Consider the following 18,152-nt stretch of genomic DNA (forward strand, 5'->3'; position numbering starts at 1 on the left):
TTACTTCTTCAGGCCGAAACGGATCACTAGTATCGAGGCCTCGTACAACACGTACAGCGGAACCGCCATCACCGTCTGGCTCAGCGGATCCCCCGAGGGAGTCGCCACGGCCGCGACGACGAAGGCAATGAAGAACGCCGCGCGCCGGGCCTTTCGCAACTGGCGCGACGTCAAGATGTCCGCCATCGCGAGAAAGACCAACACGAGCGGGAACTCGAAAGTCGCGCCGAATGCAAGGATCATCAGAAACACGAACGACAGGTACTCCGTCAGGTGAATCAACGGTTGCGCCGGAGAAACAAACCCGAGCAAGAACTTGATGCCCAGCGGCAGGATGAGGAACGCGACGTAGGCGCCAAGCGCGAACAACGCCAGCGCGGACAGGACAAAGGGAACGGCGAACTTGCGCTCACGGGGCTCCAGGCCCGGCGTGATGAAACGCCAGAACTGATAAAGGATGACCGGCAACGCAAAGATCAAGCCGGCAAACGCGCTTGCCTTGATGCGGATGATGAAACCGGTGGCGATACCGGTCACGTACAGATCGAGTTCGCCGCGAACTTCGGACCCGACCGCTCCGTTGCGCACAGCCTCATCGAGAGGGGCCTTGAGAAACTGAAGCACCGGCTTGTAGACCACGTACGCGATGATGGATCCGACGACGAACGCGACGATGCTAATGACCAGTCGATAGCGAAGTTCGTCAAGATGCTCGATGACGGTCATCCGACCGTCCCGAGCCTTTCTGCGCAGCCGCAGCCTCAAGTCGAGTGGGGTCCGGTCGGCCTACGAACCGGGCGAGTTGTTGCCGTCGTCCTGCCTTGCCGGCGGTGGAGTGGTTTGCGACGTCTTCGCATCAGGGGCCGACTTCCCATCGCCTTCCAGCCCGCTCTTGACATCATCCGCGAGTCCCTTGGTGGCATCCCGGAACTCCCTAATGCCCTTGCCCAGGCCCTTCCCGATCTCCGGCAAGCGCTTCGCGCCGAACAGCAGAAGAGCAAGGAGGAGAACGACAATGATCTCCTGCGGGCCAACATCGAGGGCCAAGATGCTTCTCATCCGATCTTCCTTCCGTTCGCGGGACCCTGTGTCGCCAGCAGTTCAGATGTTACACCTTGGGTAGGAGTTGGAGGCCGGCGGTGCCGGCCGCGACGTTCCCTCCCGATTCGCTCGATCTTCGTCTCCGCTTGGTCCATCTCGCGACGAACGACCGCTAGACCGCTGCGGAGGTCGGCGTCGGTACGTGCGGCGTGGGAGGCGAGATCTCTCGCGGCGCGCGCCAGTCCGAGCGCATAGGTCGCCACGACAAGGGCGCCGAAAACAAGCAGGGCCGCGAGGAACGCGATGCCGGCGGTTGCAAGGGCGAAGGTGTGCATGTCGGCGCCAGTCTACTGCGCCGGATGCGCAGGCTACGCGCTGACTTCGAGGAAGTGGTTGAACCAGTTCGGCTCTTGCAGCAGCAGGTGAAAGTCGAGCAGGTCGTCGAGCGTGATCGGCGGTCCCTGGAACCGGGGGTGATCCTCGCCCGGCAAGTCCCACACCGTCGCCGCGACGCCTCCGGAGATCAGCAACTGCACGACGCGATCGTCTGCGGGCTTCTGGACTTCCTCAGAGCACAACGGGCAATCGAACTGGTAGTACGAAGCGGCGGCCTGCGTGCAAACCATGAGAAGTATGTCGTCGGGCGTCAGCTCGACCTCTCCACACGTGGGGCACGTTGCCCTGATAGTTGTCACGTCCGCCTCCATGCCTATCGTCTTGCTTGACCCGAGTATCGGCATCAGCGGGTGCCGCTTTAACTGATTTCCCGCGAACTGCCGCCTTCTCCCGTACAAACGACGACGCCCTTCAGCGGTTCGCCCGTGCAGGGGTCCGACCAGGGGATCAATCGGACGCAGCGGCGCGCTCGGGCACAGTTCGCGGAGGGCCAAGATCGGGACAGGTCCGGCATCACGGGCCTATACCCGCACCCGCCGCGCGCCGATGTTTGTTGAAGGAAGAAGGGAGCTTGGTGCGGATCCAGAGCGAACTCACGCGTGCACGTGGGCATCTCAGACTCGTCACATTCGTCGTCATCGGATTGCTGGGCGGTGCGGTCGCATTCCTAGCCGCCGGCAGCGCGGCCGGGTCGCCGACCACCCCATTGCTGCTGGGCGCAGCTCTCGGCGTCGCGCTGTCCGCGTTCATGTTGTACGTCGCGGCGACCGAGCGCGCGCTTGCCGACGCGAACCAACGCGCGACACGCGAGCAGCTTGAAACCGAGCGACTGATGCTGCGATTCGAGGCAGACCGCGAACGCGAAGCCGCACAGCGGGACTTCGTGTCGATCGCAGCGCATGAACTGCGCGCGCCGGTGACGGCGATCAAGGGCTATGCCCGCACGCTCGCAACGAAGGCCGACCGCATCACGCCCGAGCGCCGGACTGAGTTCTTGGGCATGGTCAACGATCAGTCCGAGCGCCTCGCGCACCTCGTCGACGATCTGCTCAGGGTGTCGCGCATCGACGCGGGTCGAATTTCGCTTTCCCCCAGCGACATCGACCTCGCCGGGCTCGCCGAGGATGTGCGCGACCAATTCGGCGGGAAGTGGGAGGGACGCCGGATCGACATCGTCGGCGATCCGGAAACGCTGGTGCACGCCGATCGGAACAAGACCGAAGAGATCCTCATTAACCTCATCGACAACGCCGTTAAGTACTCGCCCGAGAGCGCGCCTGTTCGGATCTCTGTCCGCCGTGCCGGATCGATGGTGGAAGTCTCCGTGCGTGACGAGGGATGCGGAGTTGGTCCCGACGACTTGAAGAAGCTGTTCCACCGATTCGTCCGCCTGCCCGCAACAGCCTCCTCCACTCAGGGCACCGGTCTTGGGCTGTACATCGTCAAGGCATTCGTGGAAGCGCACGGCGGCAACATTTGCGCGCGGAGCACTCCAGGCGAGGGATCAACATTCACCTTCAGCCTGCCGGCCGCGAACAGCGCCGCCGGCGATTCCGGAACTCAGTCGTCGCGCGCCTCGTAGCGAGCGAGCCCTCGCCGCGCCGCTTCACGCACCTGCTCGGCGAATATAGGCGGCTCGACCGCGCGCGCTGTCGGTCCCGCGGCGAGCAGTAAACGCACCAGCCACGCGAAGTGCGACGTGCGGATGCGCATTCGAGCCCATCCCTCAGAGGGTGCCGGCGCGGCCTCGTGGGGTATCGCCTCCAGTAGCCACCCCGCGTCCGGACCGACGTCGACAATTACAGTGCAATCATGCGGCGACGGCGTGAACAGCGGAGCCGCCGCATACTGCGCGGAGTTGAAGTGCGCGGGCATGGTGAAAGTCGCGTCCGTTCGCGCTGCGTCCCGGATACGGTCGACACGGAACGTCCGCTCTTCTCCGCTGTGATGATCGAAGGCCACCAGATACCAAGCACCGGCGGCAGCCAGCAGCAAGAGAGGGTCGATCTCCCGTTCGGTCATCTCGGAACGCCCGCGCGAGAAGTAGCGAATTCGGAGGCGCCTTCGCTCGTCGATGGCGACACGAAGATCGCCAAGGAGATCGAGGCCGGCCGTCGCCAGGTCAACCTCAATCCGCGAGGCCGCCTCGCGCACATCGTCTACGTCGCCGGGAACGATCGCCCGCTCCAACTTCTTAAGCGCCCCGCGCAGGGATTCCGCCTCCTCGAATCCAGGTAGCGCGGTGATCGCGCGTCCTGCGACCAAAAGCCCGATGGCTTCGGCTCGCGTAAGCCGGGGCGGCGACGACAGGTAGTCGGCCATCTGCACGACAACCTGATCCTCCTGGACGAAGGCCACAATGAGATCTCCGGGGCCGAAAGGAGGTACGCCGCATACGAAGAGCATTTCGAGGTCTGCGACGAGATCGCCCCGCTTCATCCCGAAGCGCTCGCACACCTCATCTACCGTGCACCCGGGGTGCGTCATTACCCACGGCACGAGAACCAGAATCCGCCGCAGGCGCTCAACCGTCCGCTCCGCAGGCATCTCTAGGACCCCGCCAGCGCGCGCAAGCGGCGTATGACGGCCTCACGCAGCTCGACCGGCTCGAGCGCCACCGCATCGTCGGCAAAACCTGCGAGCCATCCGGCGAACGAATCGACGTCTGCCATGGGAATCACCAGCTCGACCCAACCGTCCTCGGTGTCCGCGACTCTGCGCGCGCCGGTTGTGCGCTCGACCCACCAGGCCGAGTTCGGCCCAAACGCGACGCGTGCTTCTGCGACGACCGCACCTTCCCACGGCCCGCGAGGGACACCCAGGCGGGGAGGCTCCGGACGCTCGAAATCTGAGTCCTTCCCCGCAGCAACTTCCACGGCTCCGTCGACCCGGGACAGTTTGAAGTTGCGCGCAGCCTCGCGCTCTCGGTCGTATCCGACGAGGTACCACCCACCTCGGTGATATAGCCCATGAGGTTCAACGACACGTAGTCGCGAATCGACGGCGCCACCGGTGTGGTATCGAAACGTCACACGCTTGCGGCGCGCGACGGCGTCCAGCAGAACGGCAACGTCGGCATCAACCGGAACCCTCGGCATCGTCCAACCGGCCGGCCCCGGACCTTGCACGCCTGCGCCCGCAGAGAGCTTGAGCATGCCCATCGATCCCTCAGCGCCGGTCGTCTCCCACACCTGCGCTGCGAGGGAAAGCGCCGTCATTTCGTCGGGCGTGAGCCCGAGGTCGCCCAGCAGCGATTGATCCTTGCTGATCCCGTAGCGAACGTCGACGCCCCAGACATCATCCTCCTGCTCAAGCACAAACCCGAGTTCGCGGATTTCGTTCTTGTCGCGCTCGAACATCCGGTGGAAGGTGTCGTCGGACTGCGTCTCGTAGCCGGGGATACGATTGCGGATCTCCTCGGCGGTGAGCGCGCGTCGAGAGTCGAGTAAGAGCGCGACGAGATTCAACAAGCGTTCGGTCTTGCTCATGGGGTTCTCATAAACCTGCCGCGAACGGGTAGCCTTGTCGCATGATACGACTACGACGCGGAACGGTGATCGAGGCGCGGCCGACCCGCCGCGATCTCGTCGATCTCGTTGTCGAGATAGACGGCGCCCGTGAACGCGCGGTTGCTTACCCCTCGCTCACGGGCGACGTTCGCGCCGGACAGACCGTGATCTGCAACACCACGGCGGTCGCGCTTGGGCTCGGTACCGGAGGCGTGCACTTCGTTGTAGCCGTCGAAGGCGCCGAAAGTGACCTCAGTAAGCCCTCGGGACACGCTATGAAGCTGCGCTACACGCCGGTACAGACCTCGGTCGACGCGGTCGAGGAAACCCACCGTGAGGCGATCGACGCAGTCGAGTCGCTGGAGGGGTTGCCGGTTGTCGTAGCCGGACTGCACAGTGCACTTGCCCCTGCGGCAATTGCTGCGCACGCCGTCGCGCCCGACGCGCGCCTCACCTACGTCATGACCGACACAGGAGCCCTACATGCAGCCTTCAGCCGCACGCTCGCCGGACTTCGCGATGCCGGACTGATCGACGCGACGATCACCACCGGCCAGGCCACCGGCGGCGACTACGAGGCCGTCACGATCTACGGGGCGCTGGCCGCCGCAAAGGCCGTGGCGCGCGCCGACATCGTGATCGTGGCCATGGGTCCGGGGAACCTGGGGACCGGCAGCCGATGGGGGTTCGCACTCTTGGAGACCGCCGGCATCGCCGACGCCGTGGCTGCGATGGGAGGCCGCCCAATCATCGCGCCGAGGATGTCGTTCGCTGATCCCAGAGAGCGACATCGCGGGGTTTCTCACCACACGCTGACGGCCCTTTCGGTGACCCATGCCGTTGTCGACGTTGCGCTCCCTCACCCGCTCGTCGCAGAACGGTACGAGATCGTCCACTCTCAACTCGCGGAGAGCCACCATCGAATCCTCGACGTGCCGCTCGGTCCTGCCGAGGAAGCGCTGAGTTCGTCCCCCGTTCCGTTGCGTTCGATGGGGCGCGGGTTCGCCGACGATCCCGACTACTTCCGCTCCCCCGCCGCCGCCGCCGTCCTCGCCGTCGAAGCCCCGCGCTGACCGCCCTGCGTCGTCGGCTACATCGATGCGATCAAGCGCTCCACCCGCTCATCGTGCGCCTTGAACGGATCCTTGCACAGCACCGTGCGCTGAGCTTGGTCGTTGAGCTTCAAGTGCACCCAGTCGACGGTGAAGTCACGTCGGCGCTCCTTGGCCTTACGGATGAACTCACCGCGCAGGCGCGCGCGCGTCGTCTGGGGAGGCTCGTCCATTGCCCGCACCGCATCCTGCTCGTCGATGACCCGGACCATCTTGCCGCGGCGCTCCAGCAGGTAATACAGCCCGCGCTGCCGGTTCACATCGTGGTAGGCAAGGTCGATCAAGGCGACCTTCGGGTGCGCGAGCGGCAGGTCGTCCCGCGCGCGGTAGCGCTCAATCAAGGCGTGCTTGGTGACCCAGTCCAGCTTCCCGTCCAGAGGCCCGAGGTCTTGCGCATCGAGCAGATTCAGGGCCTCACCCCACATCCGGATCACCCTGGCCGGCAGTCCATCGAGCCCACGCCGTTCCACGAACTTCTGTGCGCGGTCGAAGTACTCCATCTGGATCTCCAGCGCGCTCATCTCGCGACCGCCGGCCAGGCGCATGCGGCGGCGACATGTGATGTCGTGGGAGATCTCGCGGATCGAGCGGATTGGGTTCTCGAGGGAAAGATCCCGCATCACAACGCCCTCCTCAATCATGCGCAAGACGAGGTCGGTCGTCCCCACCTTCAGCAGGGCCGTGTACTCGCTCATATTGGAATCGCCCACGATGACGTGCAGACGCCTGTAACGCTCCGCGTCGGCGTGAGGCTCGTCACGCGTGTTGATGATGGGGCGTGACCGCGTGGTAGCGCTCGATACGCCTTCCCAAATGTGCTCGGCCCGCTGAGCCAGACAGAACAGCGCGCCGCGCGGCGTCTGAAGCACCTTGCCGGCGCCGGCGTAGATCTGGCGGGTTACCAAGAACGGGATCAAGACATCCGCAAGCTTCTGAAACTCACCGTAGCGAGAAACGAGGTAGTTCTCGTGGCAGCCGTAGGAGTTGCCTGCCGAGTCGGTGTTGTTCTTGAACAGGTAGATCTCACCCGCGATGCCCTCTTCGTGCAGCCGGTGCTCGGCGGCCGCCAGCAAGCCCTCCAGGACGCGCTCTCCGGCCTTGTCGTGCGCGATGAGGTCCAGGATGTTGTCGCACTCGGGCGTTGCGTACTCCGGGTGCGACCCGACGTCCAGGTACAGGCGCGCGCCGTTTTCCAGAAAGACGTTTGAGGACCGTCCCCACGAAACGACCCGACGGAACAGGTACCGCGCAACCTCGTCCGGACTGAGGCGCCGTTGCCCTCGGAAGGTGCATGTGACGCCGTATTCGTTCTCGAGCCCGAAGATGCGCCGGTCCATGCGTTCAGTTTACGTGCGCGCCGGAGAGAAACCCGTCCCCTTCGGTGGTAGCCTGCCGCTCGATGAGCCTTCTTGCGTACCTCGGCTGGCGAGTCTTGGACCGGATCCATCTCGGTCCACTCGCGATCTCCCCGCACGGCATCGGCATTGCTCTGGGTTACGCCGCCGGCGGCAACCTTCTCGCTCGTCGCGCCGAGCGGATGTTCGGGATTGCGCGCGAGCACATCTGGAACATGCTCATGTACGCCGTGCTCGGAGTTGTTGTCGGCGCGCGCGTCTTTTACGTCATCGGACACATCGACTACTACGCCACCGCCCCTCTGGACATCTTCAGGGTCTGGGAAGGCGGGCTCGTTCTGTACGGGGGCATCTTCGGAGGAATCGCAGCCGCCTACCCCTATGCCCGCAAGCACCGCCTGAACTACGTCCACGTGCTGGAGGCAGCCGCCCCGGGCTTCCCGCTCGGCTTGGTTTTCGGGCGGATCGGTGACCTCATCATCGGCGACCATCTGGGGGGGGCGACGACGTTCTTCCTGGGGTGGCAGTACCGCGGCGGGCGTCTCCCCGACCGCGTCCTGCCGGTCGGCGCCGTGGTGCATCAGCCGGCGCTATACGACCTGATGAACGTCACCGTCCTGCTTTGCGTCCTGCTGTACGTGTCCCGGAAACCTCGCCCAAACGGGTTCCTGATCGCGTTCGCAGCCACGTGGTATGCCGTCGCGCGCTTCGCGACCGACTTCATCCGCACCCAGGCTGCCACCTTCCTGTGGCTCCACGGCACGCAGTGGATATCGGTCGCGATCATCCTGGGAGGAACCGTCTTTATGGTTCGCCTTGCTCGAAGCCGCCCCGTCCTAAGCGCGGACAATAGCGAATCGGACGTCGGCCGCATGATCGATGAGGGATCACCGATAGTTGCGTCCGATGACGGGCAGGGCGACCCCGCGGGGACCTCGTAGGTCTCTTAGAATCCGTCGAACGAAGTGCGAGCCCGTTTCACCGCGTCGATCGAGGGCCCGATCAACAAAAGGACGCGATCTCCGTTTCGAAGTACGACCGCGGCGCCGTTCTTGGCGCTCCACCCGCGGCCGTCGCCCCCAACTTCAAACGCCTTGCCTTGGTTGCGGAAACGCATCGGTAACCAGCGCCCGAGGATGCGAGTAGATTCCCGAGCCCGTCCTACAGAATCCCACGCCGTGAGGCTCGCCACCAGAACGCCATCTTCTCCCTCGATTCCCACGTAGCGACCGCCGTCCCACCCAGACGACGCGTCGATTGCGTCGCTGAGAGACAACCCGGCTCCGCCGTAGTCCACAAGCGCGCGCACATCGAATTCCCCCATGCCGCCGTCCTGCAGCGTCCGCCATCCGGCACCCATTGCGCCGCGCACATCCGGCATCCGCACCGACACGGGCGCGTCCCTGGTATCGAGGTACTTCCCAGGGTGCAAGATCTGCTCGCTGGAAACCGGAGGATCCCCGTAGGCTTGATCGACGAGCTCGAACCCCCCGCGGTCGTACATGCCCTTGACGAAGTCAAAGCCTCGAACGTAGGGAAACTCCAGCGCGTACTGCAGGTATTTCGGCGCGGCATCCAGCACGTCCTGCGACAGCCCGCGGGCCTCTTCGGAAAGCCGGCGACGCTCCTCTTCGGTCAGAATCTGCTCCTGATACAAACGCATCGTCAAAGTCGCGTCGCCCTCGGCCAGCGCTAAGTACGCCATGGCCTCGTCGTCCTTCTGCGTGTCCTGCAACTCGTCCAGGCGCCCGAGGTCGAAGTGCTGATCGGTCAGCGCATGCGTCAACTCATGCGCGAGCAGCGCGCGGTCGAGCGGCGACAACGCTCCTGTGCCTGTGGCCGACACCACAAGCTTCTTCGTCTTGTTGTCGTAGAAGCCGACGACTTGCTCGGCCTGCAGTCGTTCAACCATCGCGAACAGATCCGCCTGGGGAGCCAGCAATCCCATCACTTTGAGGACTTTGCCGGTGGCGGCGAACTCCTCGGCATCGGCATCCTTGCGAAACTGCTCCGCGACGCGCTGCTTGAACTTGGCCGGGGTCAGCACCTCGGGTATCACTGAGGTCTTGAATGCAAGGCCCCGGAGCCGGCTGACCGCCGTCGCAATGGCGTCGATCGGATTGTCCGGGCGCGCGCCCGCCCGCAATGCCTTTCGCGCCGCCTCAAGCTCGTCGGCGAGAACACCACTTCGCTTCTGCTCCTTAGTCGCGCTGCTCTCTGCCTCCAGCAAGCGAAACACGAGAATCCCATTTGCCGTCAATGACAAGATGAGTGCGAGCGTCAGCAGCGCCCGCGCCGCCCCGCCCTGTGGCGGAGCCGACGGTGGGGACGAGGTCAAATCCTGCGGTGGGATCTCGTCTTCGACCGTCATCCGATCGCCGCCAATGCCGCCTCGACCTCCTCGGTCGCAATGCGACGGAACGCGCGCCGCGAACGCGTTCGATCGAGCAGCGCAACCTCAAGGCTTCGGGCGACGAGAGGACGCGAGGGGTCGGCATCCCCCAATGCCCGCGCGCCCAAACGCACCGCGTCCGCCAAGTCCATCCCTGTGTGATAGCCCTGGCGCAACGACTGGATCAGCGTCTCGGCATGCCCACCCATTGCGACGACGTCGTGTTCGTCCTGCAAAGACCCGTCGTACAAAACGCGGTACATCTCGTCGGTATCCTGGTTCGCGCCTACCTGTGCCACCAAGATCTCGACTTCGAACGGCTTCATCTGCTCGGTGAAGATCGACCCGAGCGCCTGAGCGTAGGCGTTTGCAACGGATTTCGCAGTCACGTCTTCGCGCCCGTAGGAGTATCCGCGCATGTCCGCCAGACGCACGCCGGCGATGCGCAGATTCTCGAACTCGTTGTACTTGCCGACCGCAGCGAAGCCGATGCGGTCGTAGATCTCGCTGATCTTGTGGAGCGTGGCGCTGGGGTTCTCAGCGACGACCAGAATCCCCGGTTCGCATTCGCATGCGACGATCGACCGGCCGCGCGCGATCCCCTTGCGCGCATAGTCGGCCTTGTCCTTCATGAACTGCTCAGGCGAAACGTAGTACGGCATCGGCGACATCAGAGACGACCCCTTTCGCGCAGCAAGTCCTCAGTGATGCCACGCAACTCCGCATCGTCGATGGTTTCGTATCCGTCGGTCGTGACCAGGGCCACAACGGGGAAGATCCCACGACCAAGATCAGGGCCGCCGGTGGCAGCGTCTTCCTCGCTCGCGTCTATCAGCGCCTCGACGGCTGCGCGTACGGCCTCCGCGCGCGGCATGTCTCCCCGGTGACGCTTCTTCAACGTAGCCCGGGCATGCACTCCCCCGGACCCGGTCGCGTGGTAGTCGATCTCTTCGTACCGGCCTCCGATGGCGTCGTATCGGAAGATCCGCCCTTCGTCACGTCGGCGGTCGAACCCTCCGAACAAAGGTACGACGACGATGCCTTGCATCGCCATCGGAAAGTTCTGCTTGATCATCTGCGCCAGGCGATTCGCCTTGCCCTCAAGCGAGAGCGTTTCACCTTCGATCTTTTCGTAGTGCTCCAACTCGACCTGCAACAGCTTCACCATGTCCGACGCCGGTCCTGCGGCCCCGGCGATCGCCACCGCCGAGAACTCATCCGCAGCGAACACCTTCTCGATCCTGTTGTCGGCGATCGTGTACCCCTCGGTCGCACGACGATCGCCGGCCACCAGCACGCCGTCGGCAAAACGCAGTGCCAGGATCGTGGTAGCGACGGGAATTCGCACCGGGCTTCCCGACGCTAAGTCAGCGCGCGGAAGCAGTCCGGGGTCGATACGACGAACGAGATCCGCAAACGAGGGATTCGCATCGAACGAGAATGCCGCGCGCGACCAGTTCGGGGGGAACTCCGAAGAACCGGTCACCGCCGTCCCTCCTCGCCCAGGGCGATCCCGGCCGCACTCGGGAATGTCAGACTCCGCATGATTTCCACCTCGGCTTGCATCAAACCGTCACCCGACAACGCATCGCGGCGCCGGCGAGAATCACATCTACGCTACTGGCCGCCTTTTTGGATATAGGACCGTACGAACTCCTCGGCGTTCTGCTCCAAGACGCCGTCGATCTCGTCCAGCAGATCGTCGATCTCTTCCTTGATTTCCTCCGCGCGCTCCGCAACTTCGGACGTCGCGTCCGCCTGCGGGGCTTCGGATTCTTGCTTGTCGGTCCTCTTCTGTTGATGCTCGCCGCCCTTTGTCACGGCCCCTCCTTCCGCCAGGCGTCCCTTCATCATACGTGCGGCCCGGCGCCGATCGCCGCGTGGTGGGTACCTCAGATCTGCAGCCGCGCAATCAACTCCTGCGCAGTCGCACACGAGTCCAGCAACGGCTTCACCATCGCCTCGGTGCCTCGCAACGGCTCGTGCATCGGAACACGCTGCAGGCTCTCTCCGCCTATGTCGAAGATCACCGAATCCCACGAGGCTGCCGCAACGTGCGACGCGTACTGCGCCAGGCACCGTCCGCGGAAGTACGCGCGTGTGTCGACCGGAGGCGAGTCCACCGCCCGGAGCACTTCCTCCTCGGTCGAAAGCCGGTCCAGTTTGCCCTTTCGCACAAGCATGTTTGCGATGCCGCGGTCCGCGCGGACATCGTGGTATTGCAGGTCGAGCATCCGTAGGCGAGAGTCATTCCACTCCAGCCCGTGCTTATCCCGGTAGGCCGACATCATGGCGAGTTTCGCGACCCAGTCGATCTGGCGGGAAAGCGACATCGGGTCGCGCTCAAGGCCTCCGAGCACCTCCTCCCAGCGCGACATCACGTCACCCGCCCAGGCAGGCACGTCGTGACGGGCGACGTACTTCGCGGCCATCTCGAAATACCCCCACTGCACGTCAACCGCGCGCACCGACTTCCCGTTGCGCAGGCGCACGGTCTCAGCGCAACTGATGTCGTGAGAGATCGCGTGCAAGGCCTGCACCGAGTTCGACATGGAGTAGTCGTGGGTAACGGCCTCGTCCTCGATCATCATCAGCACGATCGCGGTCACTCCGGCCTTCAAGTACGTAGCGACCTCGCTCATGTTCGCGTCGCCGATGATGACGTGCAGCCGTCGGTACTTCTCCGGGTCGGCGTGTGGCTCATCGCGCGTGTTGACGATCGGGCGCTTCAGGGTGGTCTCGAGGCCTACCTCGACCTCGAAGAAGTCGGCACGCTGCGAGATCTGATACGGGACGGCTCCCTTCACCTTTCCCCCCAGCAGGCCCGCGCCGCAAAAGATCTGGCGCGTGACGAAGAACGGGAGGATCTCGGTCACGATCCTCGAGAACGCCACGGCGCGATCCACCAAGTAGTTCTCATGCGTGCCGTACGAAACGCCCTTGTTGTCCGTGTTGTTCTTGTATGCAAGAACCTGCTGTCCCTGCGGCAGCCCTGCGCCGGCGCGCGCGCACGATCGCTCCAGGATTCGCTCCCCCGCTTTGTCGTGCACGACGAGGTCGCGAGGCGACAAGCACTCCGGAGTTGAGTACTCGGGATGCGCGTGGTCGACGTAGTAGCGCGCACCGTTCGTCAGGATCACGTTGGCAAGCCCCAGATCCTCGTCGGTGAGGGCTTCTGCCGGGAGCACGGCCTCGAATCCTCTGGCGTCCCGAAGCGGGCTCTCCTCCTCGTAGTCCCAGCGAGTGCGGCGCATCTCCTGGTTGACGTACGAGTTGATGAGCAGGCTGGACGCGAGCACCGGATTGAAGCCGTGGGCGTTCTGCACGGTGATCCCGTACTCGGTCTCGATCCCCATCACTTTGGGGATTGCCACGCGACCCTCCTCCCGCCCGGACGGCAGTGCAGCCATCCTACCGGTGGGCAGAGCGGAGAGAAGCCCTTACAGGTACTGGCCGGTCGCCACCGTATCGATCGTGCGGCTGGAGCCCTCGTCGCCGTGGCTCACCAGTGTGCGGACGTACACGATGCGCTCACCCTTCTTGCCGCTGATGCGCGCCCAGTCGTCCGGGTTGGTGGTGTTCGGAAGGTCCTCGTTCTCCTTGAACTCGTCGCGAATCGCATGCATCAAGTCCGTGAGGCGTAGTCCCTTTTCTCCGGTGGCCAGCACGCGCTTGATTGCCTCCTTCTTCGCGCGCGCCACAACGTTTTCGATCATCGCGCCGGAGTTGAAGTCCTTGAAGTACAGCAGTTCCTTGTCGCCGTTGGCGTACGTCACCTCGAGGAAGCGGTTCTCCTCCTCGTCGGCGTACATCCGCTCGACCGTCGCTGCGATCATTCCCGCGACGCACGCCTCTCGGCTTCCCGCAGCCTCGACTTCCGTGGAGTCCAGAGGCAGATCGGAACGCAAGTAGATGGCGAAGATCTCGCCGGCGGCCGCCTTGTCTGGGCGCTCGATCTTGATCTTCACGTCCAGGCGCCCGGGGCGCAGGATTGCCGGGTCGATCATGTCCTCGCGGTTGGAAGCGCCGATCACGATGACGTTCGACAGCGTCTCGACGCCGTCGATCTCAGCAAGCAGCTGCGGGACGATCGTGTTCTCGACGTCGCTTGAAACACCCGACCCCCGCGTGCGGAACAACGAGTCCATCTCGTCAAAGAAGACGATGACGGGGAATCCCTCGTCCGACTTCTCCTTCGCCCGCTGGAATATCTGGCGTATCTGTCGTTCGGTCTCCCCGACGTACTTGTTCAACAACTCAGGTCCCTTGATGTTCAAGAAGTACGCCTTCGAGGTCTCTCCTTGCGCCCTTTCCTTCATCCGGCGCGCCAGGGAGTTGGCGACGGCCTTGGCGATCAGGGTCTTTCCGCAGCCCGGAGGGCCGTACAGCAGCACGCCCTTCGGCGGCTTCAACTGGTGCTCGACAAACAACTCGGTGTGCAAGAACGGAAGCTCCACTGCGTCGCGAATCGCTTCGATCTGGTTTCCGAGTCCGCCGATATCCTCGTAGGAGATATCGGGAACCTCCTCCAGGACCAACTCCTCAACTTCAGGTTTCGGCAAGCGCTCGAAGGCGTAGCCTGAACGCGGGTCCATCATCAGGTGATCGCCGGCGCGCAGGCTTTGCCCCGTGAGCGGATCGGCGAGGAACACGACGCGCTCCTCGTCGCCGCGACCGACCACGATGGCCCGCTCGGCATCGAGAATCTCTTTGAGCGTGACAACCTCGCCTTGGACCTCGAACTGCCGCACCGCGACCACGTTCATAGCCTCATTCAGCATGACCTCCTGTCCGCGGACGAGGCTTTTCGGGTCGATCTCGTTGGCGATGTTCACGCGGAGCTTGCGGCCGCCGGTCATGATGTCAATGCTGCCGTCTTCGTTGGTCGCCATGAAGACTCCGAAGCCGGACGGCGGAGCCGAGAGCTTCTCGACTTCCTCCTTCAATGTCACGATCTGCTCGCGAACTTCCTTCAGAACGGATGCCAAACGCTCATTCTGGGCAATCGCAGACGTAAGGCGCGCGCGAGTCTCGGCGAGTCGATCCTCCAGTAAGGCAACTTGTCCCGAAGGGTCCGCCAAGCGACGCCGAAGGATTCCGGCCTCTTCCTCGATGTGACGCATCTGGAGTCGCAGTTCGGCGACCTCCTTCTGCGCCTCGACAAAACGTGCCTCGTCGAAGGCGTCCCCGCCGCTCGCTCTGTCACGCATTGCGTACCTCCTGCGCCCCGCCGGTCGACGTGACACCGGTCTCCCGGGCAACGATTCGATTATACGGTCGAGTCGCTGCCCACCCGGCACAAGCACACTTTGGTTTGACTCCTCTGCCCCCTGTCTCGACACACGGAAGGCCACGCTAAAGAACTCTGCGTCAGGTGGCGTCGGGCGCCGGGGCGCCCATGTATCGACCCATCGTAAGGAAGCCCGTGTGGGCAACCATGCGATGGTCGGGGCGGACGCTCTGTCCTTCGACGTGCCAAGTGCGAACCAGCGTCTCGGAGGTCACGACCTCGATAAAGCCCGCAGCCCGGAGTTCCTCGGTCACCTGCGCGAACTGCAGGACGGTTGGGACGTACGAGCAGAACACTCCGCCCGGTCGAAGGACACGCGTCGCAAACGGGATGATTCGCCATGGTTCGGGCATGTCGAGCACGATCCGGTCTGCCGGCCCGGTAAGATCGGCATCCGCAAGGTCACCATCGCGCATGTCGAGCGAAGCCGGGATCCGGCCAAAAAAGGACTCGATATTCAAGCGCGCGCGCTCGGCGAACTCCGGCCGCTTCTCGTACGTAACGACTCTGCCCTGCGCGCCTACGGCGCGTAGAAGGCCAATCGTGAGAGCCCCGGAGCCGGTCCCGGCCTCGATGACCGTCGCGCCCGGGTAGATGTCGGCACCGATGATGATCGCTCCGATGTCCTTCGGATACACAACCTGGGCTCCCCGAGGCATCTTCAGCACGAAATCCGTCAGAGAAGGACGCACCGCCACGAAGGTTGCTCCTCCGGAGGACTGCACCGCGACGCCCTCAGCCTCGCCCAGGATCGAGTCGTGGTCAACATAGCCACGGTGGGAATGGAACTGCGCTCCCGTCCGCAACTTCAACAGATAACGGCGGGCCTTGCGATCGAGAAGCAACACGCGATCGCCCGTGACGAATGCGCCTCCCGTCGATACGTTGCGACCCTCGTCTGCGTTCATCGTGGCTCCTCGTTCGGATGTTCCCCGCCCTCGAAACGGCCGGAAGTTTGAGCGGCCTTGTACAGGAACAAGCCCACAAGAGCGATCCAGATCCCACTGCCCATACCGCCGTCCCCGGACAGCGTCGACAAGGTGAACGTGATGGCCCCGACGGCAATGAACAGTACCGCGAAGCCGCGCCCTGCCAACGCGGCCACTTTCGTCGCGCGCGCGCGACTACAGCTCCCCGCCCACAGCAGGCTCCGCAGGATCCGACCTCCGTCCATCGGGAAAGCCGGAAGCAAGTTGAACAGCGCGAGGTACAAATTGACGACCGCGATCGCGCCCCACGGACCCGAAAGATGCCCGTCCGCCGCAATCCCGCGTGCAACTCCCGCCATCAGACCGGCGATCATCACACTTGCCAGCGGCCCGGCGACCGCGATCTGATACTCCGAAACGGCGCTGGGAGCTTCACCGTCCATCTGCGACACGCCTCCGAAGGCAAACAGGGTGATGCCGCGTACCGGCACCCCCCAGGCGCGCGCCACGAGCGAGTGCGCAAGTTCGTGCACGACGATGCACGCCGCGATTGGGAGTGCGAAGACTACGGCGAGCGCCGCGCGCGCGCCGGTCACAGCATGCGGAGCCACGCTGGGAACGATCATTTCGTACGCGAACGCAGACAAGATCAGCAGCGACACCGACCAACTTGGGTCCACGCGAAGATCAATGCCGAACGGCCGCGCGATGCGCAGACCTCTCGACACGGCAGGATGGCGCGCGGCAGCCGGCATGAGAGCACCATGGTACCGGCAGGGGGAAGACCCGCTCAGCGATCCGACTGGGAATCCCGCGCGGCAAGCTGCAAACCTGCGATATCTCCGGGGCCGGGAGTGCGCTTGTTTGTCGTCCGCGGGTAATACCAGCGGTACATCGTCTCGGTGTAGATGGCGGAGTCGCTTAGCGCGCCCGGCCACTCCTGCGTCGGGTTCCCGATGTCCTCGAGCCCCAGCGCATGCCCGAACTCGTGCGCCAGCACGGACTCCACGTCGTACCAGGAGGCCGATCCCGTCGGGTTGAGCGCCGGCGACGGGAACACTCCGCCCGCTTCTCCAATCACGACGTCCTGAGGATTATCGGCGGCCAACTCGCTCCGACCGTCCTGCCCTCCCAGGCTCGCATGCGGATAGCGCCAAGACTTCTGAGCATTCAACACGATGTCGACCTCGATGATTCGCTTCGTCGAACCTTCGTAGTACAGGCAGGCGATCGCGATGGTGTTGGTCGTTCCGCCGGGACATGACGCGGGGGCTCCCCAACTGATCGTGTTCTGCCCGTCTCTGAGAATCTGTGCGCTGGTTTCCCCATCGCCGCAGAGTCCCTCACAGCCGACAGAACCTCTGTTGATCGGCCAGTAGCGGTTCCACTCCGCCGCCGCGGCCGCAATCGCGGGTTGAACCTCATCCCCGAACTTCGGGTCGTCCCGCAAGTTCGCCGGCGCGCTCGCCAGGTTGACCATGAACCTCAACGGAAGAAGGCCCGCCGGTACGTGTTCACCGCAGTATCTGAACGCAGCACCATCGACGCAATCCTGCGCCGGAGCCTCGGCGGCCGCGCCACCGGATCCCAGCATCACGGCGGCCGCTATGCCTGCGGCCACTGCCGTCCGTGCTCTCATTCATCCCCCATCGGCGATCACTGCCGCGCGCCTAGCGGTCGGCAGCCAGCATCGAGCCGACTGCCAGAAGCGCCTTGGATCGCACCCGCTCGATTCGCTCAATCGCTTCACGCATCTTGCGGTCCAGCACATCCTGCTGATCCGTTACATCTAACGAGATGCGGTGGTGGTCTATGGCGGACCCACGCTTCCGAGTTCCTCGTGTCTGCTGCATCCTCCCCATCTCCCCCATGTGACCGGCGCTGCACCATCTGCCCGTCCGGTCCTTCATCTTCCGCTTAGGGCATTCATTGTGTTGTCGGGCCTTCGTGCCTGTTGTCCGTTCCACACCGGAAAACGAGTCTTACGGCGAAACGTTCGGGCCTGAAACGTTGGTGTATCTAGTCATTTCTTCTCATCGGACAATCCGTGTTGCGACATTAGTTCTCGTGCGTACCGCGCAAACGGTCGCACCAAACAACAAAGGCGGCCCACGGGCCGCCTTTGTTG

At 64.0% G+C, this 18,152-nt stretch carries 20 protein-coding genes; 3 read left to right on the forward strand and 17 right to left on the reverse strand.

The annotated features are described in order from the left end of the window. The 4 genes from tatC to WDA27_00770 are packed head-to-tail and all read right to left on the reverse strand — an operon-like array spanning position 1 to position 1,736. On the reverse strand, positions 1–726 hold the full coding sequence (gene tatC, locus WDA27_00755) for a twin-arginine translocase subunit TatC (protein MFA5889476.1): 726 nt from the start codon (positions 724–726) through the stop codon (positions 1–3). A gap of 60 nt (positions 727–786) precedes the next feature. Beyond that, positions 787–1,059, reverse strand: a complete 273-nt coding sequence (locus tag WDA27_00760; protein ID MFA5889477.1) for a twin-arginine translocase TatA/TatE family subunit — start codon at positions 1,057–1,059, stop codon at positions 787–789. Beyond that, positions 1,056–1,376 (reverse strand): hypothetical protein, encoded by a 321-nt coding sequence (locus tag WDA27_00765; GenBank protein ID MFA5889478.1) that lies wholly within the window; start codon positions 1,374–1,376, stop codon positions 1,056–1,058. The genes WDA27_00760 and WDA27_00765 overlap by 4 nt, the downstream gene beginning before the upstream one ends. A gap of 33 nt (positions 1,377–1,409) precedes the next feature. Further along, the gene (locus tag WDA27_00770) at positions 1,410–1,736 is read right to left on the reverse strand and encodes a hypothetical protein (protein ID MFA5889479.1); all 327 of its coding nucleotides are present in this window, start codon (positions 1,734–1,736) and stop codon (positions 1,410–1,412) included. A 275-nt stretch (positions 1,737–2,011) separates the two neighbouring features. Between WDA27_00770 and WDA27_00775 the strand changes: the two genes are divergently transcribed. Further along, on the forward strand, positions 2,012–3,019 hold the full coding sequence (locus WDA27_00775; protein MFA5889480.1) for a HAMP domain-containing sensor histidine kinase: 1,008 nt from the start codon (positions 2,012–2,014) through the stop codon (positions 3,017–3,019). Here WDA27_00775 and WDA27_00780 read toward each other — a convergent pair. Together WDA27_00780 and WDA27_00785 are read right to left on the reverse strand one after the other, a co-directional pair. Continuing rightward, positions 2,998–3,984, reverse strand: a complete 987-nt coding sequence (locus WDA27_00780; protein MFA5889481.1) for a WYL domain-containing protein — start codon at positions 3,982–3,984, stop codon at positions 2,998–3,000. The two genes, WDA27_00775 and WDA27_00780, sit on opposite strands and share 22 nt — an antisense overlap. A 2-nt stretch (positions 3,985–3,986) precedes the next feature. Further along, complete coding sequence (locus WDA27_00785) at positions 3,987–4,925, reverse strand: WYL domain-containing protein (GenBank protein ID MFA5889482.1); 939 nt, start codon at positions 4,923–4,925, stop codon at positions 3,987–3,989. Between the two features lie 41 nt (positions 4,926–4,966). Between WDA27_00785 and WDA27_00790 the strand changes: the two genes are divergently transcribed. Continuing rightward, complete coding sequence (locus WDA27_00790) at positions 4,967–6,019, forward strand: DUF3866 family protein (GenBank protein MFA5889483.1); 1,053 nt, start codon at positions 4,967–4,969, stop codon at positions 6,017–6,019. A 17-nt stretch (positions 6,020–6,036) separates the two neighbouring features. Here the strand turns inward: WDA27_00790 and pafA are convergent, their stop codons facing one another. Next, positions 6,037–7,395 (reverse strand): Pup--protein ligase, encoded by a 1,359-nt coding sequence (gene pafA / locus WDA27_00795; protein ID MFA5889484.1) that lies wholly within the window; start codon positions 7,393–7,395, stop codon positions 6,037–6,039. Between the two features lie 62 nt (positions 7,396–7,457). On the opposite strand from pafA, the gene WDA27_00800 reads away from it, so the two are divergent. Further along, positions 7,458–8,354, forward strand: a complete 897-nt coding sequence (locus tag WDA27_00800; GenBank protein ID MFA5889485.1) for a prolipoprotein diacylglyceryl transferase family protein — start codon at positions 7,458–7,460, stop codon at positions 8,352–8,354. 5 nt (positions 8,355–8,359) lie between these two features. Here WDA27_00800 and WDA27_00805 read toward each other — a convergent pair whose 3' ends face one another. The 10 genes from WDA27_00805 to WDA27_00850 form a co-directional block, all read right to left on the reverse strand. Next, on the reverse strand, positions 8,360–9,784 hold the full coding sequence (locus WDA27_00805; protein ID MFA5889486.1) for a hypothetical protein: 1,425 nt from the start codon (positions 9,782–9,784) through the stop codon (positions 8,360–8,362). Continuing rightward, the gene (gene prcA, locus WDA27_00810; protein ID MFA5889487.1) at positions 9,781–10,476 is read right to left on the reverse strand and encodes a proteasome subunit alpha; all 696 of its coding nucleotides are present in this window, start codon (positions 10,474–10,476) and stop codon (positions 9,781–9,783) included. Before prcA ends, WDA27_00805 begins: the two co-directional genes overlap by 4 nt. Then, positions 10,476–11,201 carry a proteasome subunit beta gene (prcB, locus tag WDA27_00815; GenBank protein MFA5889488.1) on the reverse strand — a complete coding sequence of 242 codons (726 nt, stop codon included), beginning with the start codon at positions 11,199–11,201 and terminating at the stop codon, positions 10,476–10,478. Before prcB ends, prcA begins: the two co-directional genes overlap by 1 nt. Before the next feature lie 221 nt (positions 11,202–11,422). Then, positions 11,423–11,626 carry a ubiquitin-like protein Pup gene (locus WDA27_00820; GenBank protein MFA5889489.1) on the reverse strand — a complete coding sequence of 68 codons (204 nt, stop codon included), beginning with the start codon at positions 11,624–11,626 and terminating at the stop codon, positions 11,423–11,425. Positions 11,627–11,697: 71 nt separating this feature from the next. Continuing rightward, a complete protein-coding gene (dop, locus tag WDA27_00825; protein MFA5889490.1) occupies positions 11,698–13,179 on the reverse strand; it encodes a depupylase/deamidase Dop in 1,482 nt (493 codons plus the stop codon). Positions 13,180–13,245: 66 nt separating this feature from the next. Beyond that, complete coding sequence (gene arc / locus WDA27_00830; GenBank protein MFA5889491.1) at positions 13,246–15,015, reverse strand: proteasome ATPase; 1,770 nt, start codon at positions 15,013–15,015, stop codon at positions 13,246–13,248. A 160-nt stretch (positions 15,016–15,175) separates the two neighbouring features. Continuing rightward, positions 15,176–16,003, reverse strand: coding sequence for a tRNA (adenine-N1)-methyltransferase (locus WDA27_00835; protein MFA5889492.1), 828 nt, complete (start codon positions 16,001–16,003; stop codon positions 15,176–15,178). Continuing rightward, positions 16,000–16,779 carry a site-2 protease family protein gene (locus WDA27_00840; GenBank protein MFA5889493.1) on the reverse strand — a complete coding sequence of 260 codons (780 nt, stop codon included), beginning with the start codon at positions 16,777–16,779 and terminating at the stop codon, positions 16,000–16,002. Before WDA27_00840 ends, WDA27_00835 begins: the two co-directional genes overlap by 4 nt. A 35-nt stretch (positions 16,780–16,814) precedes the next feature. Beyond that, positions 16,815–17,663: a hypothetical protein gene (locus WDA27_00845; GenBank protein ID MFA5889494.1), complete on the reverse strand. Its 849-nt coding sequence runs from the start codon at positions 17,661–17,663 to the stop codon at positions 16,815–16,817. Positions 17,664–17,694: 31 nt separating this feature from the next. Continuing rightward, positions 17,695–17,877, reverse strand: a complete 183-nt coding sequence (locus tag WDA27_00850; protein ID MFA5889495.1) for a hypothetical protein — start codon at positions 17,875–17,877, stop codon at positions 17,695–17,697. Positions 17,878–18,152: the final 275 nt, after the last annotated feature.

Source organism: Actinomycetota bacterium (genome assembly GCA_041658565.1).
Classification (GTDB): Bacteria; Actinomycetota; AC-67; order AC-67; family AC-67; genus JBAZZY01.

Bases quoted from the DNA above. Each gene is read 5' to 3' on its own strand.
- tatC (MFA5889476.1), bottom strand. From the start codon at position 726: ATGACCGTCATCGAGCATCTTGACGAACTTCGCTATCGACTGGTCATT.
- WDA27_00760 (MFA5889477.1), bottom strand. From the start codon at position 1,059: ATGAGAAGCATCTTGGCCCTCGATGTTGGCCCGCAGGAGATCATTGTC.
- WDA27_00765 (MFA5889478.1), bottom strand. From the start codon at position 1,376: ATGCACACCTTCGCCCTTGCAACCGCCGGCATCGCGTTCCTCGCGGCC.
- WDA27_00780 (MFA5889481.1), bottom strand. From the start codon at position 3,984: ATGCCTGCGGAGCGGACGGTTGAGCGCCTGCGGCGGATTCTGGTTCTC.
- WDA27_00785 (MFA5889482.1), bottom strand. From the start codon at position 4,925: ATGAGCAAGACCGAACGCTTGTTGAATCTCGTCGCGCTCTTACTCGAC.
- WDA27_00790 (MFA5889483.1), top strand. From the start codon at position 4,967: ATGATACGACTACGACGCGGAACGGTGATCGAGGCGCGGCCGACCCGC.
- pafA (MFA5889484.1), bottom strand. From the start codon at position 7,395: ATGGACCGGCGCATCTTCGGGCTCGAGAACGAATACGGCGTCACATGC.
- WDA27_00800 (MFA5889485.1), top strand. From the start codon at position 7,458: ATGAGCCTTCTTGCGTACCTCGGCTGGCGAGTCTTGGACCGGATCCAT.
- WDA27_00805 (MFA5889486.1), bottom strand. From the start codon at position 9,784: ATGACGGTCGAAGACGAGATCCCACCGCAGGATTTGACCTCGTCCCCA.
- prcA (MFA5889487.1), bottom strand. From the start codon at position 10,476: ATGTCGCCGATGCCGTACTACGTTTCGCCTGAGCAGTTCATGAAGGAC.
- arc (MFA5889491.1), bottom strand. From the start codon at position 15,015: ATGCGTGACAGAGCGAGCGGCGGGGACGCCTTCGACGAGGCACGTTTT.
- WDA27_00835 (MFA5889492.1), bottom strand. From the start codon at position 16,003: ATGAACGCAGACGAGGGTCGCAACGTATCGACGGGAGGCGCATTCGTC.
- WDA27_00840 (MFA5889493.1), bottom strand. From the start codon at position 16,779: ATGCCGGCTGCCGCGCGCCATCCTGCCGTGTCGAGAGGTCTGCGCATC.
- WDA27_00845 (MFA5889494.1), bottom strand. From the start codon at position 17,663: ATGAGAGCACGGACGGCAGTGGCCGCAGGCATAGCGGCCGCCGTGATG.
- WDA27_00850 (MFA5889495.1), bottom strand. From the start codon at position 17,877: ATGCAGCAGACACGAGGAACTCGGAAGCGTGGGTCCGCCATAGACCAC.